The 23,142-nt window shown below is 53.2% G+C and carries 25 protein-coding genes and 1 pseudogene; 13 read left to right on the top strand and 13 right to left on the bottom strand.

Annotation, left to right across the window (positions count from 1 at the left end):
• Positions 1–13 precede the first annotated feature (13 nt).
• Positions 14–1,204: a benzoate/H(+) symporter BenE family transporter gene (locus AC4PCC_RS12580; RefSeq protein ID WP_492124750.1), complete on the bottom strand. Its 1,191-nt coding sequence runs from the start codon at positions 1,202–1,204 to the stop codon at positions 14–16.
• A 353-nt stretch (positions 1,205–1,557) separates the two neighbouring features.
• Here AC4PCC_RS12580 and AC4PCC_RS12575 point away from each other — a divergent pair, with 353 nt between their 5' ends.
• Positions 1,558–2,139 carry a helix-turn-helix domain-containing protein gene (locus AC4PCC_RS12575; protein WP_492127511.1) on the top strand — a complete coding sequence of 194 codons (582 nt, stop codon included), beginning with the start codon at positions 1,558–1,560 and terminating at the stop codon, positions 2,137–2,139.
• A gap of 129 nt (positions 2,140–2,268) precedes the next feature.
• Positions 2,269–3,504, top strand: coding sequence for a peptidase T (gene pepT / locus AC4PCC_RS12570; RefSeq protein ID WP_492124749.1), 1,236 nt, complete (start codon positions 2,269–2,271; stop codon positions 3,502–3,504).
• Positions 3,505–3,685: 181 nt separating this feature from the next.
• Here the strand turns inward: pepT and AC4PCC_RS12565 are convergent, their stop codons facing one another.
• The 8 genes from AC4PCC_RS12565 to rluE all read right to left on the bottom strand — a co-directional run bounded on the left by AC4PCC_RS12565 (position 3,686) and on the right by rluE (position 11,592).
• Complete coding sequence (locus AC4PCC_RS12565) at positions 3,686–4,813, bottom strand: ribosomal protein uL16 3-hydroxylase (RefSeq protein WP_492124748.1); 1,128 nt, start codon at positions 4,811–4,813, stop codon at positions 3,686–3,688.
• A gap of 94 nt (positions 4,814–4,907) precedes the next feature.
• Entirely contained in the window at positions 4,908–6,362 is a 1,455-nt protein-coding gene (phoQ, locus tag AC4PCC_RS12560) for a two-component system sensor histidine kinase PhoQ (protein ID WP_492124747.1), read from the bottom strand.
• 4 nt (positions 6,363–6,366) lie between these two features.
• Positions 6,367–7,035 (bottom strand): two-component system response regulator PhoP, encoded by a 669-nt coding sequence (phoP, locus tag AC4PCC_RS12555; RefSeq protein WP_492124746.1) that lies wholly within the window; start codon positions 7,033–7,035, stop codon positions 6,367–6,369.
• Between the two features lie 126 nt (positions 7,036–7,161).
• Positions 7,162–8,532 carry an adenylosuccinate lyase gene (gene purB / locus AC4PCC_RS12550; protein ID WP_492124745.1) on the bottom strand — a complete coding sequence of 457 codons (1,371 nt, stop codon included), beginning with the start codon at positions 8,530–8,532 and terminating at the stop codon, positions 7,162–7,164.
• A 32-nt stretch (positions 8,533–8,564) separates the two neighbouring features.
• Positions 8,565–9,209 carry a high frequency lysogenization protein HflD gene (hflD, locus tag AC4PCC_RS12545; RefSeq protein WP_492127510.1) on the bottom strand — a complete coding sequence of 215 codons (645 nt, stop codon included), beginning with the start codon at positions 9,207–9,209 and terminating at the stop codon, positions 8,565–8,567.
• Between the two features lie 67 nt (positions 9,210–9,276).
• On the bottom strand, positions 9,277–10,380 hold the full coding sequence (gene mnmA / locus AC4PCC_RS12540) for a tRNA 2-thiouridine(34) synthase MnmA (protein ID WP_067703280.1): 1,104 nt from the start codon (positions 10,378–10,380) through the stop codon (positions 9,277–9,279).
• A 57-nt stretch (positions 10,381–10,437) separates the two neighbouring features.
• Positions 10,438–10,914: an NUDIX domain-containing protein gene (locus AC4PCC_RS12535; protein ID WP_492124744.1), complete on the bottom strand. Its 477-nt coding sequence runs from the start codon at positions 10,912–10,914 to the stop codon at positions 10,438–10,440.
• Positions 10,915–10,941: 27 nt separating this feature from the next.
• Positions 10,942–11,592 carry a 23S rRNA pseudouridine(2457) synthase RluE gene (gene rluE / locus AC4PCC_RS12530; protein WP_492124743.1) on the bottom strand — a complete coding sequence of 217 codons (651 nt, stop codon included), beginning with the start codon at positions 11,590–11,592 and terminating at the stop codon, positions 10,942–10,944.
• A gap of 101 nt (positions 11,593–11,693) precedes the next feature.
• On the opposite strand from rluE, the gene icd reads away from it, so the two are divergent.
• From icd to AC4PCC_RS12510, 4 genes and pseudogenes are all read left to right on the top strand, one after another.
• A complete protein-coding gene (icd, locus tag AC4PCC_RS12525; protein ID WP_492124742.1) occupies positions 11,694–12,944 on the top strand; it encodes an NADP-dependent isocitrate dehydrogenase in 1,251 nt (416 codons plus the stop codon).
• Positions 12,945–13,206: 262 nt separating this feature from the next.
• Positions 13,207–13,410 carry a hypothetical protein gene (locus AC4PCC_RS12520; RefSeq protein ID WP_492124741.1) on the top strand — a complete coding sequence of 68 codons (204 nt, stop codon included), beginning with the start codon at positions 13,207–13,209 and terminating at the stop codon, positions 13,408–13,410.
• Positions 13,376–13,636 (top strand): annotated as a pseudogene (locus AC4PCC_RS12515) (DUF4054 domain-containing protein); the annotation flags it as partial. The gene AC4PCC_RS12520 and the pseudogene AC4PCC_RS12515, both read left to right, overlap by 35 nt.
• Before the next feature lie 2 nt (positions 13,637–13,638).
• The gene (locus AC4PCC_RS12510; RefSeq protein ID WP_492124740.1) at positions 13,639–13,908 is read left to right on the top strand and encodes a hypothetical protein; all 270 of its coding nucleotides are present in this window, start codon (positions 13,639–13,641) and stop codon (positions 13,906–13,908) included.
• On the opposite strand, the gene AC4PCC_RS12505 is transcribed toward AC4PCC_RS12510, so the two are convergent.
• Complete coding sequence (locus AC4PCC_RS12505; protein WP_492124739.1) at positions 13,866–14,174, bottom strand: hypothetical protein; 309 nt, start codon at positions 14,172–14,174, stop codon at positions 13,866–13,868. The genes AC4PCC_RS12510 and AC4PCC_RS12505 overlap by 43 nt on opposite strands.
• Positions 14,175–15,261: 1,087 nt before the next feature.
• Between AC4PCC_RS12505 and AC4PCC_RS12500 the strand changes: the two genes are divergently transcribed.
• From AC4PCC_RS12500 to AC4PCC_RS12490, 3 genes are all read left to right on the top strand, one after another.
• Entirely contained in the window at positions 15,262–15,603 is a 342-nt protein-coding gene (locus tag AC4PCC_RS12500; RefSeq protein ID WP_492124738.1) for a hypothetical protein, read from the top strand.
• 148 nt (positions 15,604–15,751) lie between these two features.
• Complete coding sequence (locus AC4PCC_RS12495) at positions 15,752–15,967, top strand: helix-turn-helix domain-containing protein (protein WP_345831354.1); 216 nt, start codon at positions 15,752–15,754, stop codon at positions 15,965–15,967.
• Positions 15,968–16,674: 707 nt separating this feature from the next.
• Positions 16,675–17,982: a ParB/RepB/Spo0J family partition protein gene (locus AC4PCC_RS12490; protein WP_492124737.1), complete on the top strand. Its 1,308-nt coding sequence runs from the start codon at positions 16,675–16,677 to the stop codon at positions 17,980–17,982.
• Positions 17,983–18,284: 302 nt separating this feature from the next.
• Here AC4PCC_RS12490 and AC4PCC_RS12485 read toward each other — a convergent pair whose 3' ends face one another.
• The gene (locus AC4PCC_RS12485) at positions 18,285–19,325 is read right to left on the bottom strand and encodes an IS481 family transposase (RefSeq protein WP_492124736.1); all 1,041 of its coding nucleotides are present in this window, start codon (positions 19,323–19,325) and stop codon (positions 18,285–18,287) included.
• A gap of 147 nt (positions 19,326–19,472) precedes the next feature.
• Positions 19,473–19,949 (bottom strand): GNAT family N-acetyltransferase, encoded by a 477-nt coding sequence (locus AC4PCC_RS12480; protein WP_492124735.1) that lies wholly within the window; start codon positions 19,947–19,949, stop codon positions 19,473–19,475.
• A 465-nt stretch (positions 19,950–20,414) separates the two neighbouring features.
• Between AC4PCC_RS12480 and AC4PCC_RS12475 the strand changes: the two genes are divergently transcribed.
• Both AC4PCC_RS12475 and AC4PCC_RS12470 read left to right on the top strand, forming a co-directional pair.
• On the top strand, positions 20,415–20,795 hold the full coding sequence (locus AC4PCC_RS12475) for a putative holin (RefSeq protein WP_492124734.1): 381 nt from the start codon (positions 20,415–20,417) through the stop codon (positions 20,793–20,795).
• Positions 20,782–21,069 (top strand): phage holin family protein, encoded by a 288-nt coding sequence (locus tag AC4PCC_RS12470; protein WP_492124733.1) that lies wholly within the window; start codon positions 20,782–20,784, stop codon positions 21,067–21,069. The genes AC4PCC_RS12475 and AC4PCC_RS12470 overlap by 14 nt, the downstream gene beginning before the upstream one ends.
• A gap of 305 nt (positions 21,070–21,374) precedes the next feature.
• Here AC4PCC_RS12470 and AC4PCC_RS12465 read toward each other — a convergent pair whose 3' ends face one another.
• Positions 21,375–22,064, bottom strand: a complete 690-nt coding sequence (locus tag AC4PCC_RS12465; RefSeq protein ID WP_492124732.1) for an XRE family transcriptional regulator — start codon at positions 22,062–22,064, stop codon at positions 21,375–21,377.
• A gap of 204 nt (positions 22,065–22,268) precedes the next feature.
• Between AC4PCC_RS12465 and AC4PCC_RS12460 the strand changes: the two genes are divergently transcribed.
• Both AC4PCC_RS12460 and AC4PCC_RS12455 read left to right on the top strand, forming a co-directional pair.
• Complete coding sequence (locus tag AC4PCC_RS12460) at positions 22,269–22,736, top strand: glycoside hydrolase family protein (RefSeq protein ID WP_067703314.1); 468 nt, start codon at positions 22,269–22,271, stop codon at positions 22,734–22,736.
• Positions 22,733–23,077 carry a DUF7940 domain-containing protein gene (locus AC4PCC_RS12455; protein ID WP_492124731.1) on the top strand — a complete coding sequence of 115 codons (345 nt, stop codon included), beginning with the start codon at positions 22,733–22,735 and terminating at the stop codon, positions 23,075–23,077. Before AC4PCC_RS12460 ends, AC4PCC_RS12455 begins: the two co-directional genes overlap by 4 nt.
• Positions 23,078–23,142 lie beyond the last annotated feature (65 nt).

The raw sequence follows: 23,142 nt of genomic DNA, 5'->3' as shown, positions 1-23,142 counted from the left end.
GCGAATGGGTGGATTAATTCTGACCTCTCCCGAGGCCGGGGAGGGAGAAGATCAGATGGCACAGCACGCCGCCGACCAGCCCCCAGAAGGCCGCGCCTATTCCCAGCATTGTCAGACCGGAGGCGGTGATCAGAAAGGTAATCACCGCCGCTTCACGCTGTTTCTCATTCGCCACGGCGCGCTGCAGGCTGCCTGCCAGGGTACCCAGCAGCGCAAGCCCGGCAAGGGTATGAATCAACGCGGGCGGCAGCGCACTAAACAGCTGCCCGATGGCCGCGCCAAATAGCCCGGCCAGCAGATAGAAGAAGCCCGCGCAGGCGGCAGCCCAGAAGCGGCGCTGCGGATCGGGATGCACATCCGGGCCCATGCAGATTGCTGCGGTAATGGCTGCGATGCAGACGGTAAAGCCGCCAAACGGGGCAAGGAGCAGGGCGGTCAGGCCGGTCCAGCTCATTAATGAAGAGACGGGAGCCGGATAGCCCGCAGCCTGGAGGGTAGCGATACCGGGCGCATTTTGCGAGGCCATGGTGACCAGGAAAAATGGGATGCCGATACCCAGCAGCGTCGACAGCGTAAAGTGCGGCGCGATAAACTGCGGCATGGCTAAGCGAACCGGCTGAGAAGAAAAATGGATCTCGCCGCTCGCCGCCGCGATCGCTAATCCCGCCAGCAGGGTTATCACTATCGCATAGCGGGGCAGGTAGCGTCGTGACAGCAGCCAGACCAGGCACATGCTGGCGGTCAGCGTAAAGTTCAGCTTCAGCGCCCCCACGGCGTCCAGCCCAAATCGCAGCAGGATCCCCGCCAGCATGGCTGCTGAAATGGCCTGTGGGATATGACCGATCAGCCGGGCAAACAGACCGGTGACGCCGCAGAGGAAAATTAATCCGGCAGCAAACACAAATACTCCAACGGCCTGGTCGAGTGGCGTTCCCGGCAGACTGGTGACCAGCAGGGCGGCCCCCGGCGTCGACCAGGCGGTAAGGATCGGGGCGCGATACCAGAGTGAAAGCCCCAGCGACGTTACACCCATTGCCAGCCCCAGCATGGTCAGCCAGCCGCCGGTCTGGAGTTCGCTGGCACCCGCCGCGCCTGCGGCCTGGAAAATAATAGCAGCGGAGCTGGTATAACCCACCAGCACGGCGACAAACCCGGCACTCATCGCCGGTATCGTCAGGTGGCGAAGCGACAACTCTGGGCGCATGTTGACCTCGTATTAGCACTGGGATGAGACACAAGCTATCATTGTGCGTTATAACGCACAAGATTAACGCACAAGATTAACGCACAAGATTAACGCACAAGATTAACGCACAAGATTAACGCTCATTCAGGTCATTGCGGCGCGGGTGGCTTGACCGAATAAATTTTTGACCTGCAATAAAATCATTTCCCTCAGAGAGGCGTCCCCTTTAGTCTCAGGTGAAATAAAGAGGACGTGACAGCTTAACCGTGCGGGCGATGCCGCTTAATCGGGAAGGCGACGTGCGCCAGCCCCGGGAAGCCGTTATGCTTTTGCCCGATCTGGAAGAGATGTGGAAGAGTTGTGGAGGAGAAATGGACGAGGGCTACCCTGAACCCGGTCAGACGCTAAAATCCCTGCGCACAGAACGTGCATGGAGTCTCAGCGAAGCCGCGCTGCGCACCGGCGTCAGTAAAGCCATGCTGGGCCAGATAGAGCGGGGTGAATCCAGCCCCACGGTGGCAACCCTGTGGAAAATTGCTACCGGCTTTAATGCGCCGTTTTCGCTGTTTATTTCAGGCATCGGGCCCTGCGCAACGCCCGCGACGGTGCTGCGCAGTGAGAAATTACCGTTGTGGCAGCAGCGCAGCGCTACCATGCAGGCTGCCTCCCTGTTTCCTTACGACAAAACCCTGGGATTAGACATGCTGACCGTTGAGCTGGCACCGGGCGGGATCAGTGAATCGGCGGCTCACGAAAGGGGGGTAATTGAGCATGTGGTGGTGACGGAAGGGGCGCTGATGCTTAACGTTGATGACCACGGGTACAGGCTGGTGGCCGGTGAGGCGCTGCGCTTTGCGGCTGACCGACCCCACCGTTATCATAATCAGACGCAGGCAAGGGTGCGCTTTTACAGCCTGATACACTATCCGCTTCGCTTAGATAGCCCGGAATAAGGGTTTAACCGGCAAAGGTGTTACGGCAGGCGTGAATATGAAGAAATAAACTCACCCCCGGCTGACCTGACGCAATACTTTGTAAAATAAGTTTCCGATAATAAGCACTGGCATTCAGAGGGACGGCAGATGAACAGATTACTCGATCGCTTTTTAAATTATGTGTCCTGTGACACCCAGTCAAAGAGTCACGTGCGGCAGGTTCCCAGCACGGAGGGGCAGTGGACGCTGGCGAGGGTACTGAAGGATGAGCTGGAGGGGCTGGGCCTGAGCAATGTCACCCTTAGCGAGCACGGCATTGTTATGGCCACTCTGCCGTCTACCGTTTCCTGGCCCGTTCCGGCCATTGGCTTTATCGCGCATATGGACACCTCACCGGACTTCACGGCTAAGAACGTTAATCCGCAGATTGTTGAGAACTATCGCGGGGGCGACATTGCGCTGGGTAACGGCGAAGAATCCCTTTCGCCGGTGATGTTCCCCGTGCTGCACAGCCTGATCGGGCATACGTTAATCACCACCGACGGTAAAACGCTGCTCGGCGCCGACGATAAAGCCGGCGTGGCAGAGATTATGACCGCGCTGGCACGCTTGCAGGGTGAGAATATTCCTCACGGTGATATCTGCGTGGCCTTTACCCCGGATGAAGAAATCGGGAAGGGCACACGCTGTTTCGACGTGAATGCCTTTGGTGCGCGATGGGCCTATACCGTCGACGGCAGCGGTATTGGCGAATTTGAATATGAGAATTTCAACGCCGCTTCTGCCACGGTAAAAATCACCGGTAACAACGTTCATCCCGGTACGGCAAAGGGGGTGATGGTCAATGCGCTGGATTTAGCGATGCGTTTTCACACCGCCATGCCGGAGAAAGAGGTTCCCGAGCATACCTCAGGCTATGAAGGTTTTTACCATCTCCACGGCATTAAAGGGGGGGTGGATAAAGCCGAAATGAACTACATCATCCGTGATTTCAGTCGCGACACGTTTAAGGCGCGTAAAGCGGTGATGAAGGAAATTGCGGACAGATTAACGCAAACGCTGCATCAGCCCTGTCATATTGAAGTGTCATTTGACGACAGCTATTACAATATGCGGGAAAAAGTGGAGGCGCATCATCATATTATTGATATCGCGCTACAGGCGATACGCGATTGTGATATCGAACCCGATGTTAAGCCCATTCGCGGAGGAACCGACGGCGCAGCCCTGTCCTTTATGGGCTTACCCTGCCCGAATCTGTTTACCGGTGGCTATAACTATCATGGCAAACATGAGTTTGCTTCGCTGGATAATATGGAGAAGGCGGTAACGGTCATTACCCGCATCGCCGCGTTGACCGCAGAAAAGTATGCCGGGCAGTAGCGCCCAACCTGTTTTAGGACTCCCGTTTACCGACGGTGCTGTGTTGCGCCGACGGTAAATCGGCTGCTTATACGCTGAGAACGCCTTATGGCCGGGATGCTTAATTCAGGGCGGCGGGTACCCAGACCGCCGTTATAGCCGGAAGGCGTGATATCAACGCGGCGGGTACCCCAAACTGCCGTTACTCTTCTTCGCCAAAGTACCAGTAGCCGCAGTTGACCAGTGCGGAAAGCTGGGCCAGGAACGAGGGATCGTCGAGTGCGGCTCCGAGCGCTTCAGCGCTAAGGGTATGCTGACTGGCCAGTACCTTTAGCGCCTCGCGGTGCGGCGATTCAACCTTTTCACCGTTCACAAAGACCGCATGCCCAATCTGTACTACGCGCAGTCCACCCAGGCGGGAAAGAGAATCGCCCTGCTGCAGCGCATCATAAATTTCATCAGGCTGATACGGCGGCTCCGGCGGGGCAACATCCAGCTCGTGGCGCGACTGGGAGATAAACTCGCCAAACCACTGATTGAACTGATCCGGCTGATTCACCACATCCAGCATCATTTTACGGATACCATCAATCTCTTCCGGCAGGATCTCTGCCTGGTTATCACGCGCCGGGACATCAGGGTCGGTAAAGCGATAGCTGCCAAGCTCATTTGACAACACATAATCCGCGAAACCGCTGATCAGCTCACGGCCACTGGGGGCGCGGAAGCCAACGGAGTAGTTGATGGCGTTTTCGAGTGAGTAACCTTCATGCGGGAAACCCGGCGGGATATAGAGGATATCACCCGGCTCCATCTCTTCATCAATAATGGCGTCGAAAGGCTCGACCTGGAGCAGATCGGGATGCGGGCAGTGCTGTTTCATCGCCACCTTCTCGCCCACGCGCCAGCGACGGCGGCCGGTACCCTGAATGATGAACACATCGTACTGGTCAAGATGGGGGCCGACACCGCCGCCGGGGACGGAGAACGAAATCATCAGATCGTCGATGCGCCAGTCGGGCAGAAAGCGAAACGGGCGCATCAGGGCGGCAGAAGGCTCATGCCAGTGGTCGACGGCCTGTACCAGCAGCGACCAGTTGTTTTCACCCAGATGATCGTAGCTTTCAAATGGACCGTGACCCACCTGCCATTTCCCGTCCTGATGACTGACCAGCCGGCTGTCAACGTCACTTTCCATCGCCAGGCCTGCCAGTTCATCCGGAGAAATCGGGTCAACAAAGTTTTTGAAGCCGCGCTTAAGCACAACCGGGCGTTTCTGCCAGTAGCGTGCAATAAAATCGGGCCAGTTGAGGTCGAGCTGATACGCCATAATGACATTTCCTGAGGGGCTGAATTTGTTCGATTATAACAGCCCCGGGCAGGGGCGGGGAAACGCATTTGCCACCGCGCGGGGGGAGCAGCAACTATTCATCATCATGCAGCACTTCCTGCCGCTTGAAGATCACTTCCATGCGCGCGCCACCCAGTTCACTGGTGGTCGCGATAATGTCTCCGGCATACTGCTCCAGTATATCCCGGGCGACCGAGAGGCCCAGCCCCTGGCCGGGACGCAGGGTATCCGCCCGCTGACCGCGAATAAAGATCAGCGAGCGCTTGCTTTCGGGGATCCCTGGCCCGTCATCGTCAACAATCAGATGCAGCTGGTCCTCGGTTTGCATCACGCTGATTTCCACAAACTCCAGGCAATATTTGCAGGCATTATCAAGGATATTGCCCATCACTTCCATAAAGTCATTTTGTTCGCCAATGAACGTGACCTCGGGGGAGATATCCAGCGTTAGCGACACGCCCTTGCGCTGATAAACTTTATTCAGTGCAGAGCAGAGGCTGTCCAGCAGGGCAGGCACCGAGTGCAGTTCACGCTTCAGCACGTTGTGGTCGGCCTGCATGCTGGCGCGGTGCAGGTAGTAACCAATCTGCTGGGAAATACGGCTGATTTGTTCCAGCATAATAGGTTCGGCCTGCTCAATCGTCAGGTTGCCGCGCAGCGAACGCAGCGTGGTTTGCAGCACCGCCAGCGGGGTTTTAAGACTGTGCGTCAGGTCGCTTAGCGTGGTGCGATAGCGCGTGTAGCGCTGATGCTCATTGTCCAGCAGCAGGTTCAGGTTCCTCACCAGGCTTTTAAGCTCCTGCGGCGGCAGTGGGTCAAGCGTATCCCGATTGCCGTTCTCCAGCTCCCGAACCTGACTGGCAAGTGTGCCAATAGGACGCAGGCTCCAGTGGGCGGCCAGCCACAGCAGGGGAATAACCAGCAGCAGGTTGACCAGCAGCACATAGCTGAACCAGGACCAGACGACGTCGGAATGCTGAAGCTCCTGTGGAATCGAGTCCACCACTACGATGGTCAGTGCGGGCAGGGTTGGCGTCGCCTCATAGCGGTTAACCGCCACGGAGTGGGTAAAGGTGTCGTTATTATCGTCATCATAGGCGGTCAGTTTGTTCTGCGCTTCCTGGTTATCGCCTAATGCCTGACGGCTGGTGCTGTTATCGGTATCAATTTCATAAAAGTCCGCGCGCTTAAGCCATTCGCGTTTGATTTTATCGCGGATTTCAGGCACGTCGCGCAGCTGCCAGAGCAGCTTGCCCTTCTCATTGTAGATAAACACCAGGGTGGGGAAATTCAGAGAGAGGGTCTCCGGCTTAGCGATGGTCAGTTTGCCATCGTGCCACTGCGCCAGGGTGAAAAAGAGATTACTTTCACCGCGCATCACCCGATAGGTATTTTTATCGAAGCTCACCACATAGCCAAACACCGCCACCATTCCGTAGGAGAGCGAGAGGATCAGCACCACCGCTGCGGTAGCCATCAGAAAGCGCGCCCGCAGTGAGAAAGGTTTTTTAGGACGAAAGTGGGTCATCGGCTTAGAGATCGAACCGGTAGCCCTGGCCCCGGACGGTCGTTATCACGTCGGTCGGATGCTCTGCCTGCATCTTCTTACGCAATCTTCCCATCAGAACGTCGATAGTATGGCTCTCACGCAGTTCGGCATCAGGATAGAGCTGGAGCATCAGCGAGTCTTTGCTGACCACCTTGCCCGCATTCCGGATCAGCGTTTCAATAATGGTATATTCAAAGGCGGTCAGCTTAATGTACCGATCGTTAATGGTCAGTTCACGACGCGAGAGATCGACCTGGAAAGGGGCGAGGGTAATAATCTGCGACGCCAGCCCGCTGTTACGACGCATCAGCGCCTGCATGCGGGCGACAACCTCTTCAATATGGAAGGGCTTGGTCACGTAGTCATCGGCACCGGCTTCCAGCGCTTCAACCTTCGCCTGCCAGCCGTCACGCGCGGTCAGTACCAGAATCGGCTGCTTTACCTCTTCTCCCCGCCAGCGGCGAATCAGCGTCATGCCGTCTTCGTCAGGTAATCCTAAATCCACCAGCGTGATATCCGGCGTGTGTTCACTGAGGAAATAGTCCGCCTCTTTGGCATCTTCTGCCGCATCAACCTGGTGACCCAACTCCCGCAGCTGGACGGCAAGATGATGACGGAGCAGAGGGTTATCTTCCACGACCAGTACGCGCATAACGGGTATCCTTTTCTTATGATGTGAGCGGCCCCAGAGCCATATTTTAGTCTTTGAAGAGTATAGGTGAAAGCGAATAAACAGCAGGTTAACGTGGGCCGACCTGAGCCGGCCCGAAAAGTAGGCTTATTTTAAATCATCGACCATCTGAATGGCACGACCAAGGTAGTTGGCTGGCGTCATGGCTTTGAGGCGGGTTTTCTCCTCTTCCGGCAGCGCCAGGCTGTCGATAAAGGTTTTCATGCCTTCGGCATCAACGCGCTTGCCACGCGTCAGCTCTTTGAGCTTTTCATAAGGCTTTTCAATGCCATAACGGCGCATCACGGTCTGAACGGGCTCGGCCAGCACTTCCCAGTTATGGTCCAGCTCATCCAGCAGCCGGTCGCGGTTGACTTCCAGCTTGGAGATGCCTTTCAGCGTCGACTGATAGGCTATCAGCGCATAGCCGATGCCCACGCCCAGATTACGCAGAACGGTAGAGTCGGTCAGATCGCGCTGCCAGCGGGAAAGCGGCAGTTTGCTGGCCAGGTGCTGCATCACCGCATTGGCCAGCCCCAGGTTGCCTTCGGAGTTCTCGAAATCGATTGGGTTAACCTTATGCGGCATGGTGGAGGAGCCAATTTCACCCGCAATGGTTTTCTGCTTAAAGTGATTCAGCGCGATATAGCCCCAGACGTCACGATCGAAATCGATCAGGATGGTATTGAATCGCGCCATGCAGTCAAAGAGTTCCGCGATGTAGTCGTGCGGTTCGATCTGCGTGGTGTAGGGGTTCCAGGTAATGCCCAGTGAGGTCACAAAGCTTTCGCTGAGCTGGTGCCAGTCCACTTCCGGATAGGCGGCAATATGGGCATTGTAGTTGCCGACCGCGCCGTTGATTTTGCCCAGTATCTCAATGCGTTCCAGCTGGCGCAGCTGGCGCTCAAAGCGGTAAGCAACGTTGGCCATCTCTTTGCCCAGCGTTGACGGCGTGGCAGGCTGACCATGGGTACGTGAGAGCAGGGGGATATCCCGGTACTCGACGGCCAGCGCCTTCACGGCGGTGATAATCTGCTGCCAGTAAGGCAGGATCACCTCGCGGCGCGCGGTTTCAAGCATCAGCGCGTGGGAGAGATTATTAATATCTTCGGAGGTACAGGCGAAGTGAATAAATTCGGATACCGCATGCAGGGCGGGCTGAGAGGCCACTTTTTCTTTCAGAAAGTATTCAACCGCTTTGACATCATGATTGGTGGTGCGCTCGATGGTTTTGATACGTGCGGCATCATCTTCACTAAAGCTGGCGACAATTTCATCAAGGAAAGCGTTTGCGTCGCCATCAAATGCAGGAACTTCTCCAATTTCTGCACAGGCGGCCAGCTTTTGCAGCCAGCGAACTTCAACCTCTACGCGAAATTTCAGCAGGCCGAATTCGCTGAAAATGCCGCGCAGCGGGCTGACTTTGTCGCCATAGCGGCCATCCACGGGTGAAACGGCAGTCAGAGAGGATAATTCCATCAGTGCAACTCCTGAAAAGGTTAACAAAAAATTTAGAGTGAAGACTCGTTCATTCGGGACAGCATGCGCTTTGCCTCACTGGCAAGGCGATTGCGTGAAAACATCAGCTGCAGCCTGCCGCCGCCGACCTGATGCCACAATACGGCAGCACGGATACCGGCCAGCAGCGCGGCACGTACTTTACTCTGGATCTGGCTGTTTTGCAGAACAGCCGGGGAGCCGGTGACCTGAATACGCGGGCCAAGCGGGCTTATCACGTCGACGTAAATCGCCGCCATCGCACTGAGCAGCGTATCAGAGGTTAACTCGTAGTGCGCCAGCTGGCGGTCCAGCTGTGCGATACGTGAAGCCAGCTCGTCGAGTGCATTTTTGTTGGCGCTCAGCTTGCGCTCAAGCACCATCAGGCTAAGCAGGTAGCGGGTAAGCTCCGCGCCTGCGCCCTTGCGGCTGCTGCTGTTCAGTACCGCCAGTAGCGTCTCTATACCGAAGCGCAGATTGGATTCATCATTGCCGAATACCGCCAGCGTGGAGCCCGGATTCATATCCACCACGCTTCGCAGAGAGGTATCCAGCGCCTCAGCCGGACAGTTCCCCTGATGCGCCAGCTGCTGCACCAGGTGAGCCGACTGGCAGATACCTGCCAGCGCCAGCGTAATATCGTAATAGTTTTTCACCAGGGTCACTCCTGTTTGTACCCGGCTGCCCGGTCAACGCGTCGGGCAGCATATTGTCGCCGCTAAGCCGTTAAAGCAGCGGCAGGCGCGCTTCGATAATACCGCCGCCCAGGCAAATTTCATCAAGATAAAATACCGCTGACTGGCCTGGCGTCACCGCGGCAACCGGCTGGTCGAAGCGAACCTCCAGCCGATCGTCACCCAGCGGGGTGACCGTACAGGCGATATCGGCCTGACGATAACGCGTTTTCACCGTGCAGCGCAGCGGCGCGCGTAACGTCTCGCGGTCAACCCAGTGCAGCTGCTGTGCGACAAGCCCCAGCGACATCAGGCGGGGATGCTCATGGCCCTGCGCAACCACCAGCAGGTTATTCGCCACGTCTTTGTCCACCACATACCAGGGATCTTCACTGCCTTCGCGGGTGCCGCCAATCCCCAGGCCTTTACGCTGACCGAGGGTATGGTACATCAGCCCCTGATGCTCGCCGACCGTTTCGCCTTCGGTGGTGACAATGGCGCCCGGCTGTGCGGGGAGATAGCGGCCAAGGAAATCGCGGAATTTACGCTCCCCGATAAAGCAGATGCCGGTAGAGTCTTTTTTCGCCGCGGTCACCAGCTCCAGCTGTTCCGCCAGACGTCGCACCTCCGGCTTGGAGAGTTCGCCTACCGGGAACAGGCTCTGCGCAATCTGCTGGTGGCTAAGCGTGTAGAGGAAGTAGCTCTGGTCTTTATTGTCGTCCAGCCCCCGCAGCAGGCGGCTTTTACCGTCAACGTCCTGACGCCGCACGTAGTGACCGGTGGCGATGTAGTCCGCGCCCAAGTCTTCTGCGGCATGCTCGAGGAAGGCTTTGAATTTAATCTCTTTATTGCAGAGAATGTCGGGGTTAGGGGTACGGCCCGCCTTATACTCCTCCAGGAAAAGTTCAAACACGTTGTCCCAGTACTCGGCGGCAAAGTTTACGGTGTGCAGCACCATGCCCAGTTTGTCACAGACCGCCTGTGCATCAGCCAGATCCTCAGCGGCGGTGCAGTATTCCTCACCGTCGTCCTCCTCCCAGTTTTTCATAAACAGGCCTTCAACCTGGTAACCCTGCTGTTGCAGTAACCAGGCAGAAACGGAGGAGTCGACGCCGCCGGACATGCCGACGATCACTTTTTTCTGGCTTTGAGACATGAGAAATACCTGACGTTAGTGGCGATGGAAAAGCGCCCCGTAAAATTGCGGCGTAGTTTACCACGCGTCCGGGGCGGGCGCATCCTCGCTAAACGGCCACTGGAAGGCGCTCAGCACCTCTAGCGGATAGCGCGTACCCTGCTGATAAATAACAATGCTTTCTGCAACCAGCGGAGAACGCAGCTTTTTCGCGCTCAGAATTTCTTCGGCAGGCAGCCACCAGCAGCGTTCAATATCGCGATCCTGAGGATAGGTGGGCAGCACTTTCGGTAAATCCAGCGCGAATAAAAAACGTAAAAACGGCGTGTTATCGGGCGCGATCCACTGATGCAGACGGAGAAAAGCCTGAGGAACGCCCTCAATGCCGGTTTCCTCATAGAGTTCGCGCGCGGCGGCCTGAAGCAGCGTCTCGTTCGCTTCGAGATGGCCTGCCGGCTGGTTCCAGGTGGCGCGACCGCGCACCATCTCTTCCACCACCAGATACTGACCTTCAGCCTGCACCACGGTGGCTACGGTAACGTGCGGTTTAAACATGCCTGCCTCCTTGAAAAGAGTGATAACTCATAGCGAACACGCGTCGGTGATGTCGCGCCATTCGCCGGGAGCAAGGTCCTGCAACTGTAGCGGACCCATGGCAAAACGTATCAGACGCAGCGTTGGGAAGCCAATATGCGCCGTCATTCTCCGGACCTGACGGTTACGCCCTTCAAAAAGGGTAATCTTAAGCCAGCGGGTGGGGATTGCTTTGCGCTCGCGAATGGGCGGGTTGCGCGACCACAGCCACTCAGGCTCCTGCACCCGCGCCACCTGAGCAGGCAGCGTGGGGCCATCTTTCAGCGTCACGCCATTTCGCAGCACCTGGAGATCGTCGTCGCTGGGATCGCCTTCGACCTGGACAAAATAAATTTTACCGGTTCGTTTTCCCGGCTGCGTTAGCCTGGCCTGAAGAGGTCCGTCGTTAGTCAGCACCATCAGGCCCTCGCTGTCACGATCCAGGCGACCCGCCGCGTAGACGTCAGCCACCGGAATAAAATCCTTTAGCGTGCCGCGGCCCGCGTCGTCGGTAAACTGGGGTAGCACGTCGAAGGGTTTGTTAAAAATTATGATACGTCGGGGCCCCTTAGCGGCAGCGGGCGCAGAGGGGCGTTTAACGCGGTGATTCATAAGGGAAGATTTACGCATAGTCTTTGCACTGAGTGATAATGAGCGCATTATACCGCAAACCCGAGATGATTGGCGCGACGTCAATATTCAAGTAGTATTGACGCGCATCTTACAAATCATTAACAAAAAAGCGTTCGAAGGAGAGGTTAATGGAAAGCAAAGTAGTTGTTCCGGCGGAAGGTCAGAAAATCACCCTGGATCAGGGAAAACTGAACGTACCAAACAACCCAATCATCCCGTTTATTGAAGGTGATGGTATTGGCGTTGATGTGTCACCCGTAATGATCAAAGTGGTCGATGCCGCTGTACAGAAAGCTTATAACGGTGACCGTAAAATCTCCTGGATGGAAATTTACACCGGCGAGAAATCGGTCGCGCTCTATGGCCAGGACGTCTGGCTGCCGGAAGAGACGCTGGATCTGATTAAAGAGTATCGCGTGGCGATCAAAGGCCCTCTGACCACCCCGGTCGGCGGCGGTATTCGTTCACTGAACGTGGCACTGCGCCAGCAGCTTGATCTCTACATCTGCCTGCGTCCGGTGCGCTATTACACCGGTACGCCAAGCCCGGTTAAACGCCCGGAAGACACGGATATGGTGATTTTCCGCGAGAACGCTGAAGATATTTATGCCGGTATCGAGTGGAAGGCGGGTTCTGCCGAAGCGGATAAAGTGATCAGGTTCCTGCGCGACGAAATGGGCGTTAACAAAATTCGCTTCCCAGAACAGTGTGGTATCGGCGTGAAGCCGTGCTCAGAAGAGGGGACTAAGCGCCTGGTGCGTGCGGCGATCGAGTACGCGATCGCTAACGATCGCGACTCCGTGACGCTGGTGCACAAGGGCAACATCATGAAGTTCACCGAAGGCGCTTTCAAAGACTGGGGATACCAGCTGGCGAAAGAAGCATTCGGCGGCGAGCTGATTGACGGTGGTCCGTGGATGAAAATTAAGAATCCAAACACCGGTAAAGAGATCGTTGTTAAAGACGTGATCGCCGATGCGTTCCTGCAGCAGATCCTGTTACGCCCGGCCGAGTACGATGTGATTGCCTGTATGAACCTGAACGGTGACTACATTTCTGATGCCCTGGCGGCGCAGGTGGGCGGCATCGGTATTGCGCCTGGTGCGAACATTGGCGACGAATGCGCGCTGTTTGAAGCGACCCATGGCACGGCACCTAAGTATGCCGGTCAGGATAAAGTGAACCCAGGTTCCGTTATTTTGTCAGCGGAAATGATGCTCCGTCATATGGGCTGGACCGAAGCCGCAGACCTGATTATCAAAGGTATGGAAGGGGCGATTGCCGCCAAAACCGTCACCTACGATTTTGAGCGTCTGATGGACGGCGCTAAGCTGCTGAAATCGTCAGAGTTTGGCGATGCTATGATTAAGCACATGTAAGTTACACCATTGTAGCGAATGTTAACGGGGGCGATATGTCCCCGTACTTTTTCCGACCTGAAAAATTTCTTGTGCCACCGTTTTCAGTGCTCAATGCCCGCGAGGGCTGGTGGCAGTAACCTAAGCGAAGCTGGATCTCCCTTGGCATACAGTCAGAATCGGGTCGTGATAGCGAACTGCTGTTCAATAAATCTTCACAAAGCGGCGCGGTTTACGATAAGAAAAATACGTATGAGGCAAAAATTGGCAGAACGATACTGCTGTGCCGGATATTAGCGACGAATTTCAGGCAAAGATTGAAACCCTGAAAGCCCTGATTGAAGAACGTGACGCGACCATCCGCAGTCTGACTTCACAGATGGACGAGCAAAAAGCGCAAACTGAAGCGCTGAATCAGCAGATAGCGGAACTGCTTGCCGGAGGTGATGGCGATGGCAAAAAACCAAATCCTTCCAACAGTAAGTGATTTTCGTACCGTTTTCCCGCAGTTCTCCTACACCACCCGATACCCCGATGCTCAAATACAGTTTCGCCTGAACCTGGCTGATGTGCTGCTCAGTGAGAAGATCACGGGTAAGAATCTGCTTCCTTACTTTGTTGAGCTTTTTGTCGCGCACTACATGGTGCTGTGGGGGGCTGACAGCAGAGCGATAGCTACCGGCGGTTCCGGGGGCGTATCTGGCGGCATCCAGTTATGAAAAGCGGCGTCACGATGAGAGTTGACAAGGCGCAATCTGTTTTAGATGCACTAAAGACTATCGGTAACAGGGATGTGTTGGTTGGCATCCCTGTTGAAGACTCCGCGCTGGATGATGCGCCTTTCGGCAATGCTGGCACTGGTTATATCAATGAAATCGGCTCTCCTGCGCAATATATTCCGGCCAGGCGGAAAAATTTTACAGGGTTGAAGACGAAAACTAACTACACGTCAAAACGAGCGCGTTTTACATTTGCAGGGTTATGAGACGATTGCAAGTAATTTTCTATTCTGCGGGCGGCCTTTCTTGTAATCTGTTTATTCTTATCATGCTCAGCTAATCGTAGTTTATGCTCAGCTAATCGTAGTTCTGGTAGCATTTTTTTACCTGTGGCTTTACTAAAGCAGATGTTGCCAGTATTTTTTACTGAGCTAATTTTTTCCGCCAATGGTTTTGCGTGAACCTTATTAGTAACGCTACTACGATAGCCAATAATTGAAGCCATACTTGCAAAACTAAATTCAACCTTCATAAATCCTCCTCTTTTTTTTCAAAAAAACAATTTTTTGTTTAATTAAATATAAAAAATCGCTTTTTTTGGTTCAGGTTTTTTTTAGGACCAAAATCATGCCACAGAACTGGATAAGAAAATGTTCGCTGATCGTTGCCGATGAAAAAGGCGAAGGGCTGGAGCTTTCTTCCTTTCGCTGTACGTTCAGTATTTCGTGGCCGGGCACACGCAGGCCGAACAGCACGACCGGAGTGGCAGGCGTAATCATGGAGCAGGTGAGTCGATTCCCGTTCTTCGCACTTAAATCCGCTTGCGCTGAGTTCTCAGGCTGTACTTTCCTGAGGCGCGGTGAGCGGATTTGAACTACATTCTGCTCTCTTTAGACATGCCGCTAATGATAGCTATCCGTTAACTTGTCTTTTGAAGCGTGTTATAGCACAGGGGCACCCTGACACTGATTATCGTTCAGTTAGAAATTAGTCCCTTAAGCTGCACTGTAATACTCCAGGCAGCATTGGTTCTCATTTCTTAAAGTAGTCTCAAAAAAAACCAACGATCTCTAAAAATCATTGTCGTCATTACCCGAGCTATTAACTGAGCGATTGATTGCTTATGGGTTTAATCAGTTTCCACACTTACCGTGAAATGCTATAAGTCACGCGGTTGACTATATCACTATTAAATTTCAGGCCATTTAAAAATATAGGGAAAGGTGGTTTTGAGATTAAAAAAAATATTATGTTAGTTATTCATGTTTTGTAGAGGCTTGTAGTGGTAATTGCGCTTTTATGCAGGGTTATTTAGCATATTGCACTGGTAAAAATCATTTTTCGGCATTTTACTGCCTTGTTGCTCAAATTGGGAGCGAATGAGGATTGCTAAGGCGGGGTGTAGTATATAGTCTACAGGTTCTCCTGTGATGGGTTGAAAGTGATTACATGTCTGGCATAAAAAGGGACCGTCACTAAAAAATAAACCTTAGTGATAAACTCCATGTTTACCATCTGTATAACGCATAATAAAGTAACCAGTAAATACAGTACCACTTATTATTAATTTCTTTATAAGGAAATTCTCAAATAATATCTCAAGTCGTCTGGGGGTTAAAATGGAAAAAATGCAGTTTTTCTCACTTTTATCACGCTGGCCTTTGGTTGAATTCAACCATATTAAGGTTGTTGAATATTATGAAGAAGAGAGCGTTGTGCCCAAAAAGGATTTATATATACATCACTTAACGAAGCATGATGCTCAGCTCTTTCTTTGCCATGTCCCGCCGCACAGGGATGTTGATGATATGCTGGCCGTCTACACGGATTGGCTGAAAGACTATGGTAAAGTCAGGCGGGTAAGTACCGATCCGGGCAAGCCATATCACTATCATACTGTGCAAGCTGAATCAGAGGAGCGGGTTTCAGAAAAGCGGTTCAGTAACATTCTGGAGGGCTGATCTTCTTCCCGACTCCCTGTCGTTAATTGTGACCCATTTTTACTTTGATTCAGCTTGCTGTAATAGCGATTTGATTGATTAAAGATTGTCGTACTTAATCAGGTTTTGCCTTAAATATTCTCAGTGAATGTTAAATTTGGAAAACCCTATGTACAAATCTCTGCTGCTGAGAGTGGGCGTGACGATACGTCAGCTCAGGCGACGAAAAGGGCTGAGTCAGCTGGACCTCAGCCACCTGGCACATATGGACAGAAGCTATCTGAGTGAGGTTGAGAACGGCAAGCGTAATATTAGCCTTTCGAGCCTGGTGCGCATTGCGCAGGCGCTGGACGTTTCTGCGGAAATCCTGATTGACAAAGGCTAATGTAAAATTAAATTTTTCAAAGTAGTTTAACAACAGATCGTGTCGTTCGGGCTATAAAAGATTTTGGCCTGAACTTAAACGCTTTGAATGGCTTATTAGATTGTTAAATAACGTCTGGCATTCTGTCTTTATGCATTTTCTTATCACGATTATCGTGGGAAGTTCAGCTGCTGGGTCTTTACCCTCCCGGCAGTTTTTTTTTATTACTCTTTTCTCCTTTTTTCACATCCGTCCTCTTCTGGTTGAGCCCGCACGACAAGGTTAACGTAGCCCGCTTCAGGCCTTTTCCCTTCAAAAAGGGGATAGCTGCGTCAGCTATCCATTCCACCTGACCCGCGCAGCAGCAGCAGGCATCGGGCTGAATTGCAGTCCAGAATAGAAATATCACCGCTGTTTGGCTGTATTCCCCCAGGCCATATCTTGCGTGCTTGACCGGCGTGAAAAGGGTCTGGCTGCGGCTTTTCTACCCAGCTGTTAAGCCGCAGGCCGTGCCCAGGCATTGCGGATAACAATGCAATCGTCGTGGTGACGTGGGCGCGATCGCTCAGCTGCAGGCAGTTGCGACGTAAAACCTCAATTACCGGTCCGTGGTGATAAACAGGGCAGCGAATACAGGTTCCTGAAATGACTTTCCTGTCACGATAGCCGTACGTCCTGCGTGTTGATTGCGCCGCTGATGTTAACTCTTTTTTGGAGACGGTAAGCAAATGACAACACTTTCTCAGCTGTATAAATCTTCTGACCCGCATGGTCTGAAAGCCAGTGCGGTCCCAACCTGGCTGGTGCCCATTGCCGAACTCTATGCTGAGCCGGGTTACAACATTCGTGACATTGACTGGGATCAGATTCAGTTTTTTCGCGACGCTTTTCTCGCCGGGGAATCTGTACCGCCATTGTCCGTGCAGGCCACTGCCAAAGGGGTGAAGATCGTTGATGGGCATCATCGCTATTACGGGGCGGTGATGGCCATTGAGGCGGGTTTCAATATAACGCATCTTGCCTGTGAAGACCTGAGCGGGACGGAAGCCGATCGTCTGGTCCTGATGCTGTCCCGCATCCAGAGTAAACCATTGAGCGCACTGGAGCGGGCGGTCGCTTACCTAAGGCTGCATAACCTTGGTCTGAGCAACACGGAAATAGCCAGGCGCGTTAACCGCTCCAGGAGCGATATCAGTCGGCATCTCACGCTTTTAGCCTGTGATGAAGAGTTGTTAGCCATGGTGCGAACGGGCGATATTGCCGCGACAACCGCCCTGGCACTTTCGCATGAGTACGGTAACCTCGCGGTAAGCATTGTCAGGGCGCGACTAAAAGCCGTAAAGGCGATGGGTAAAAAAAAACTTACCCGTAATGATTCCATTCTCAGGTTTGACGCTACCCGGGCCCGACGGTTGATGGAGCTGATTGCTGAGGCTGAGGTTAAGCAAAACTCCGCTGGCTCCAGGACGCTGGTGGTTTCTGAGGAAAAACTCAGGGAGATCCTGATCATCGTTGGACAGTACCGGATGGCCGCCGGAAAGGGCAGCACGTCAGGCGCGCACGCTGTGCAGCCTTATCCGGCTTCTGAATACCCTGTAGCCAAGGCCGACATGATCAGAAGCAGCGGCATTAAAGTGTGGGCCTGCGCCGCAGCGGCTTTTGGCGATAAGGCTGAATATACGCTGCTGGAGTCGAAGTATGCCCATCTGTGGGCTGCGGATGACGTGGAACAGCCGGAAGTTGTGGTGGTACTTCCGCCTAAGCGGGCTCGAGTCGTGCAGAAAAGAGCCAGCGGCGATTCAAAATCGCTGCGGCGATGGCTGGATGGCTGGTTTGGCGATGCGGACGTTAAGGAAGAGATGTTTGAGCGTTTTAGTACCGTGGCGGCCGAAACCCGTGAGGAGCGGGGGATGAGCATGGATGAGTTTTTAGCTGTCGCTGGGCGCACCCGAAGTGAGAGCTGGGGAAATATCAGGCTGTTGCGCACTGAGATTCGGGAGGTATTAACGCTTGAGGATAAGGGTAAGCAGGAGTAACGTCGTCGAGATTGGTCAAGTACAACTACGGATATCCGTTACGGTTGAGTCACGGATATCCTTTATTACGCCTGTCAGCGCGATAGACTCATCTCAGCCTGTGTCTGACTACCAGAACCATGAAGACATGGCAAAGCAGTAGACCAGCGTGAGGGTCAGCAGGGCGAACTCGATGGGTTTGATGAAATACACGGCATCATGTCAGCATTAATGATAAGTAGAATCTACATCGGTTTGATTTACGTGTACTAGCTCAGACCTGATCTGACAGTTACCGGTTATTTATACAGGTGTCTGTCAGATTAAATCTGGTTCAGATTCTTTTCTGCCCAGACCCGTTTTCCATCAAGTAATGTGGCCATTGGCGTACGCCCGCAGCACATTTTCCCCTGATGAGTTCGCTCATTATTGTAATGCCACAACCACTTGTCCAGATCCATTTGCAGGCTCTCCAGGTCTGCATATAGCTTCTTGCGGAACGTAACCTGATAAAATTCCTGCAAAATGGTTTTATGGAAGCGCTCGCAGATACCGTTCGTCTGCGGGGACATTGCCTTCGTTTTCGTATGGTCGATATCGTTGATGGCCAGATACAGCTGATAATCATGTTGCTCTACTTTACCGCAGTACTCTGTGCCCCTGTCGGTCAGTATTCTCAGCATCGGCAGCCCCTGAGCCTCATAGAACGGCAGTACCCGATCATTAAGCAGGTCGGCTGCAGTGATCGGCGTTTTACTCGTATACAGCTTGCAGTGAGCCATTTTCGTGTACGTATCCACGAACGTCTGCTGGTAGATGCGGCCCACGCCTTTCAGATTGCCAACGTAGAAGGTGTCCTGCGACCCCAGATAACCCGGGTGAGCAGTTTCTATTTCACCGCAGGCTTCGTCATCGTGCGCCTTCTTCTCCAGCGCAACGATTTGAGCATCGGTAAGCACAATGCCTTCTCTGGCGACCTTTTCCTCAAGCGCCTTCAGCCGCTTACGGAAGTTCTCCAGGTCATGTCGTTGCCAGATGGAGCGCACGCCGCTGCCGGAGATAAACACGCCTTTTTTACGCAGCTCATTACTGGTCCGGTGCTGACCGTGGGCCGGGAACTCAACGGCGTACTCAACAACCGCCCGTTCAGTGGCTTCATCGGCCCGATTCTTCAGGTTGGGCACCCGACGATTTTGATTAACCAGCGCGTCAATGCCGCCTTCTTCAGCCAGCTCCTGGTAGCGGTAGAATGTGTCGCGTGACACGCCCATGATTTTACAGGCTTTTGATACGTTACCGAGTTCTTCGGCCAGATTGAGCAGGCCGGCTTTGTGTTTGATGATAGGATTGTTAGTATGAAGCATGAGAGTTACCTCGTGTTTTGTATAAGGATTCGACACCCATATCAAAACCGGTAACTCTCAACCTTTCAAGGTCCAGTGTCAGATCAAGTCGCGACTAATACAATTTACGGAAACTTTAATCTAAATTTTTATCCTGCTGCTAACGCCTCACTCCTTCAGGTCGCAGGCCATCTCCACGCTGCTCAATTCGCCTGCCGTCGGAGAGTGATAGATACCTTTACGCACCACGCGAAACCCATGCCGCTGATAGAAAGTACAGGCATTCGGCGTTGAATCGAGCGTCAGCCTGCGTATCCCCCTTTTCAGGGCTTCATCTTTGATCGCCTGCAGAATGCGACCGGCCAGCCCTTTGCCCATAAAGTCCGGCAGCGTAAAAATCGCTTCCACGCTCTGTCGTTTCAGATCCAGAAAGCCGGTGGCAACCGGAATCCGTCCCCCGGGAGCATCGATGACATAGAAAGGATTATCTGCAATGGTGCGTGGGAAACCGGCGGGCATGGCGTCGGGCGTCCAGGCACCGATCGTCGATGCGCCGTAAACCTCTTTGCATCCATGACGGATGGCAAGGTTACGAATGCGCCAGAGCGCGTTTGCCTCGTCGGGCGAGGCCAGTCTTATTTCCATTTCCTCTCCTTATTTTATCAATCCGCAAGTTTTATCATTCAGATTTTAGATATACCCGCCCCGCGTGATGGGGCAGGGGGGATCGGTTGGTGACATATCCATCCTCGCTCGCCGGATGCGGCATCAAAATGATTTCCTCCCCGGCTTTCAGGATATTATTTCGAGGGGGAACAACGCGTTAAAATTATCCGTTTCTCACGCTCACGCGTACGCAATTATCGATCTACATTAAAAGCATGCTAATTAAGCACGCGCAGGCCATTCCCCTGACGCTTACTTTATATATCACATCGTGCCTTATTACACATTTCCTAACTATGCGTCGAACTAACGAATCTGGCGTAGCGTGACGTTCCTGTCCCGTAAGCGTTTTGTCAGATGACAGCCTTAAGTCATTACCATGACGACGCCAAACTGGGTATTTATCTCTGGCATCCAGGGCATTGCAGTAACAAGGGGGGCAGTATGATCGGGCATTTTATAGCAGTTGGTACTGGCGCGGCTGCGGTCGCGGGAACGGGTTTGGAAAGTCATCCGGGGTTGGTGAACTACAGCGTGCTGTTCGGCGCTTTTGCGGGCGCGGTTTTTTATGTCGCCAGCGCATCTGATATGCGACTTCTGGTGCGTGCCGCCTACTTTTTGGTTTCAATGATCGTAGGGGTGTTTGGGTCAGGGCTGGCGGGCGCAAAGCTGGCACAGATATTAGGTTACAGCGATCGTCCGCTGGATGGGCTGGGCGCCATTCTGCTCTCGGCCCTGGCGATTAAAACCCTGACCTTTATTAATCAACAGAATCCGGTTATCTGGCTGGCTCGCTGGCGAGGAGGATATCATGGTAATAAGTGATCCGTTGGTCATTGCCAATGTGGTGATCTGTATGGCGATTGTGCTACGGCTAATGTCCTTTCGCAAAGAAGGGTCTTCATATCAGTGCTGGGCTTCCTGGCTTGCTTATCTGATGATTCTGGCCTACGCGTCGGTGCCTTTCCGATTCTTCTTCGATCATTATGAGCATACGTCATGGGCAATCATCACCATTAATTTGCTGATCTGCGCCGCGGTATACCGCGCCAGCGGCAACGTTGCGGTGGTATTTGCCGTATTCAGGCATCATAAATAGCCCTGATTAAAACCTTATCCTGTCGCCTCAGCCTGTTGGCGACAGGTTTTTATTATTTTTCCGGGGGAGGCAGATTCAGGGCCTTATAAATGCGGGGCGAGCATCCGGTTAGCGCCTGCGTCATTATTCTGTCTAGCCGTTTACATTTTTCTTTGTAGCGCAGTGCGCGGCGTTGGCGTGAGTTCATCGGCAAGCTCTCTTTTTGGGTGAAGGTAGGATAAGCCTGGAAGCTGAATTGATATGCGTCAAGCGCATATTTAGAGGGGGATATAAAGAGGCCCGTTTACCGGGACCTCTGTGGGGGGTTAACCATGGCGCCGGAACTGCTGTGACTGACTCAGCAATACGCGACCCGCTACGTTCAACATCGCCATTTCGTGATGAGATATGGTCCACTCTTTATAACGGGGATTGTCGGATATGACATAAAGTTCCGTTTTAACTTTCTGTAAACGCTTAACAAAAGTGTCTCCGTTGAAGTCGAAAACGTATATGCCATCCCCGTCAAAGGATGACACGCTGATATCAACAAAAATCAGATCGCCTGGCTCAATTGTGCCTTCCATACTGTCGCCACGAACATTGATTAATTTAACGTACGCTTCCGGTTTATTGCCAAAAATTACGCTTGCCTCATTTCTGACATATTCAATGGATTTAATGACTTCTACCACTTCTCTGGCGGGTGGATCCACGCCTTCGCTGGCGGCAAAATCAAGAACATCAACACGATACACATCACCTCTCCTCACGCTGGTTAACGAATCAACACTGGATAAAACCCCAGTATTGTTTAGTTCTCCTGATGAGAATAGCTCAGAAACGGGCACGGTGAGGGCATCGGCAATTTTTTGTAGCAACGCATCACTGTAACCCTGACGGCCACGCTCAAGGCGGGACAGGTTACCCACGTCACTTTCAACCCGCAGGGCAAGCTCATGCAGGGTCATGTTATTAGCTTTACGAAGCTGTCTGATTCTTTCTCCAGGTTTCATCGGGTTATTACACCTTTTTTATGCGTATCACGCAAAGCGCCTTGCGCATTTTTAAGGGGCATCCTAATATGCGTATAACGCATTATTTTTCTTGCCCGTAAAATGATGCGCCGTATTATCCCGCTCTTTAACAGCCTGAACGCGCCGATACAGGTGCCCGAAAAATGCTACCGGTTATCTTTCACGTTAAAGAGGGGGTTCATCATGAGCCAGATTGTCTCCATTTTGAAGTATGAAGAGGGCTACCGGGACGAACCGTTTATCGATTCGTTAGGCTATCCCACCGTAGGTTGTGGCATCAAAATCGGTCCGAAAGGCGCCTCTCTGACCAGCTATATCTTCAAGGTTCCCCGGCAGGTCGGAGAACTGTGGATGCAAACGCTGGTTGAGGGGAAGATTTTTGCGATGCAGCAACGTCCCCTGCTGGCCAGTGCGCTGGATCAGTGTAACGACGCGCGTTCAGACATTCTTTACAGTATGGCTTATCAGATGGGAGTGGAGGGCCTGAGTGGCTTCAGTAATACGCTTGCCGCCATTGCCCGGGGGGACTTTTCGTCCGCTGCTGATGGTATGTTAAACAGCCTGTGGGCCAGGCAGACGCCCGCCAGAGCGAAGCGACACGCGGACGTGATGCGCAGCGGCAGCTATGAAAGCTATCGGGGGTTGCTATGAAATTTTCCCTTTATCTGAGCGGCGTAATAAGTGCGCTGCTGCTGCTGCTGGTTATTCGTCGCTACAGCTCCGTGGAGTTTGTACGGCATGCCAGGCTGCTTTTTAAAACCTGGTCGGTGTGGCTGGCTTCACTTGGCTCCGCGATAAGCGCATGGGTTCACTCTTTTCCTGATTCTGCCATGCAGGCCTGGCAGATGCTACCCGCTGACGTTAAGAGCGTTATCCCCCCAAATTATCTTGGCCTGACTGGCGCGTTTATGGTCGCCATGGCGGTGATGGCGCAGTTTGTTCGCCAGCGGACGCTGGCTGATGAGCGTCAAAAGCTCGACTGTCATCACTGATACTCCTCGTTTCACCGCGTTCCATCTGTTCTCAAAACCTGCCCCCGTGGGCACCCCTTGCACAA

Source organism: Erwinia sp. L03-1, from assembly GCF_058686115.1.
The sequence above is the reverse complement of the archived record's forward strand: the minus strand, read 5'-3'. Positions and strand labels throughout refer to the sequence as shown.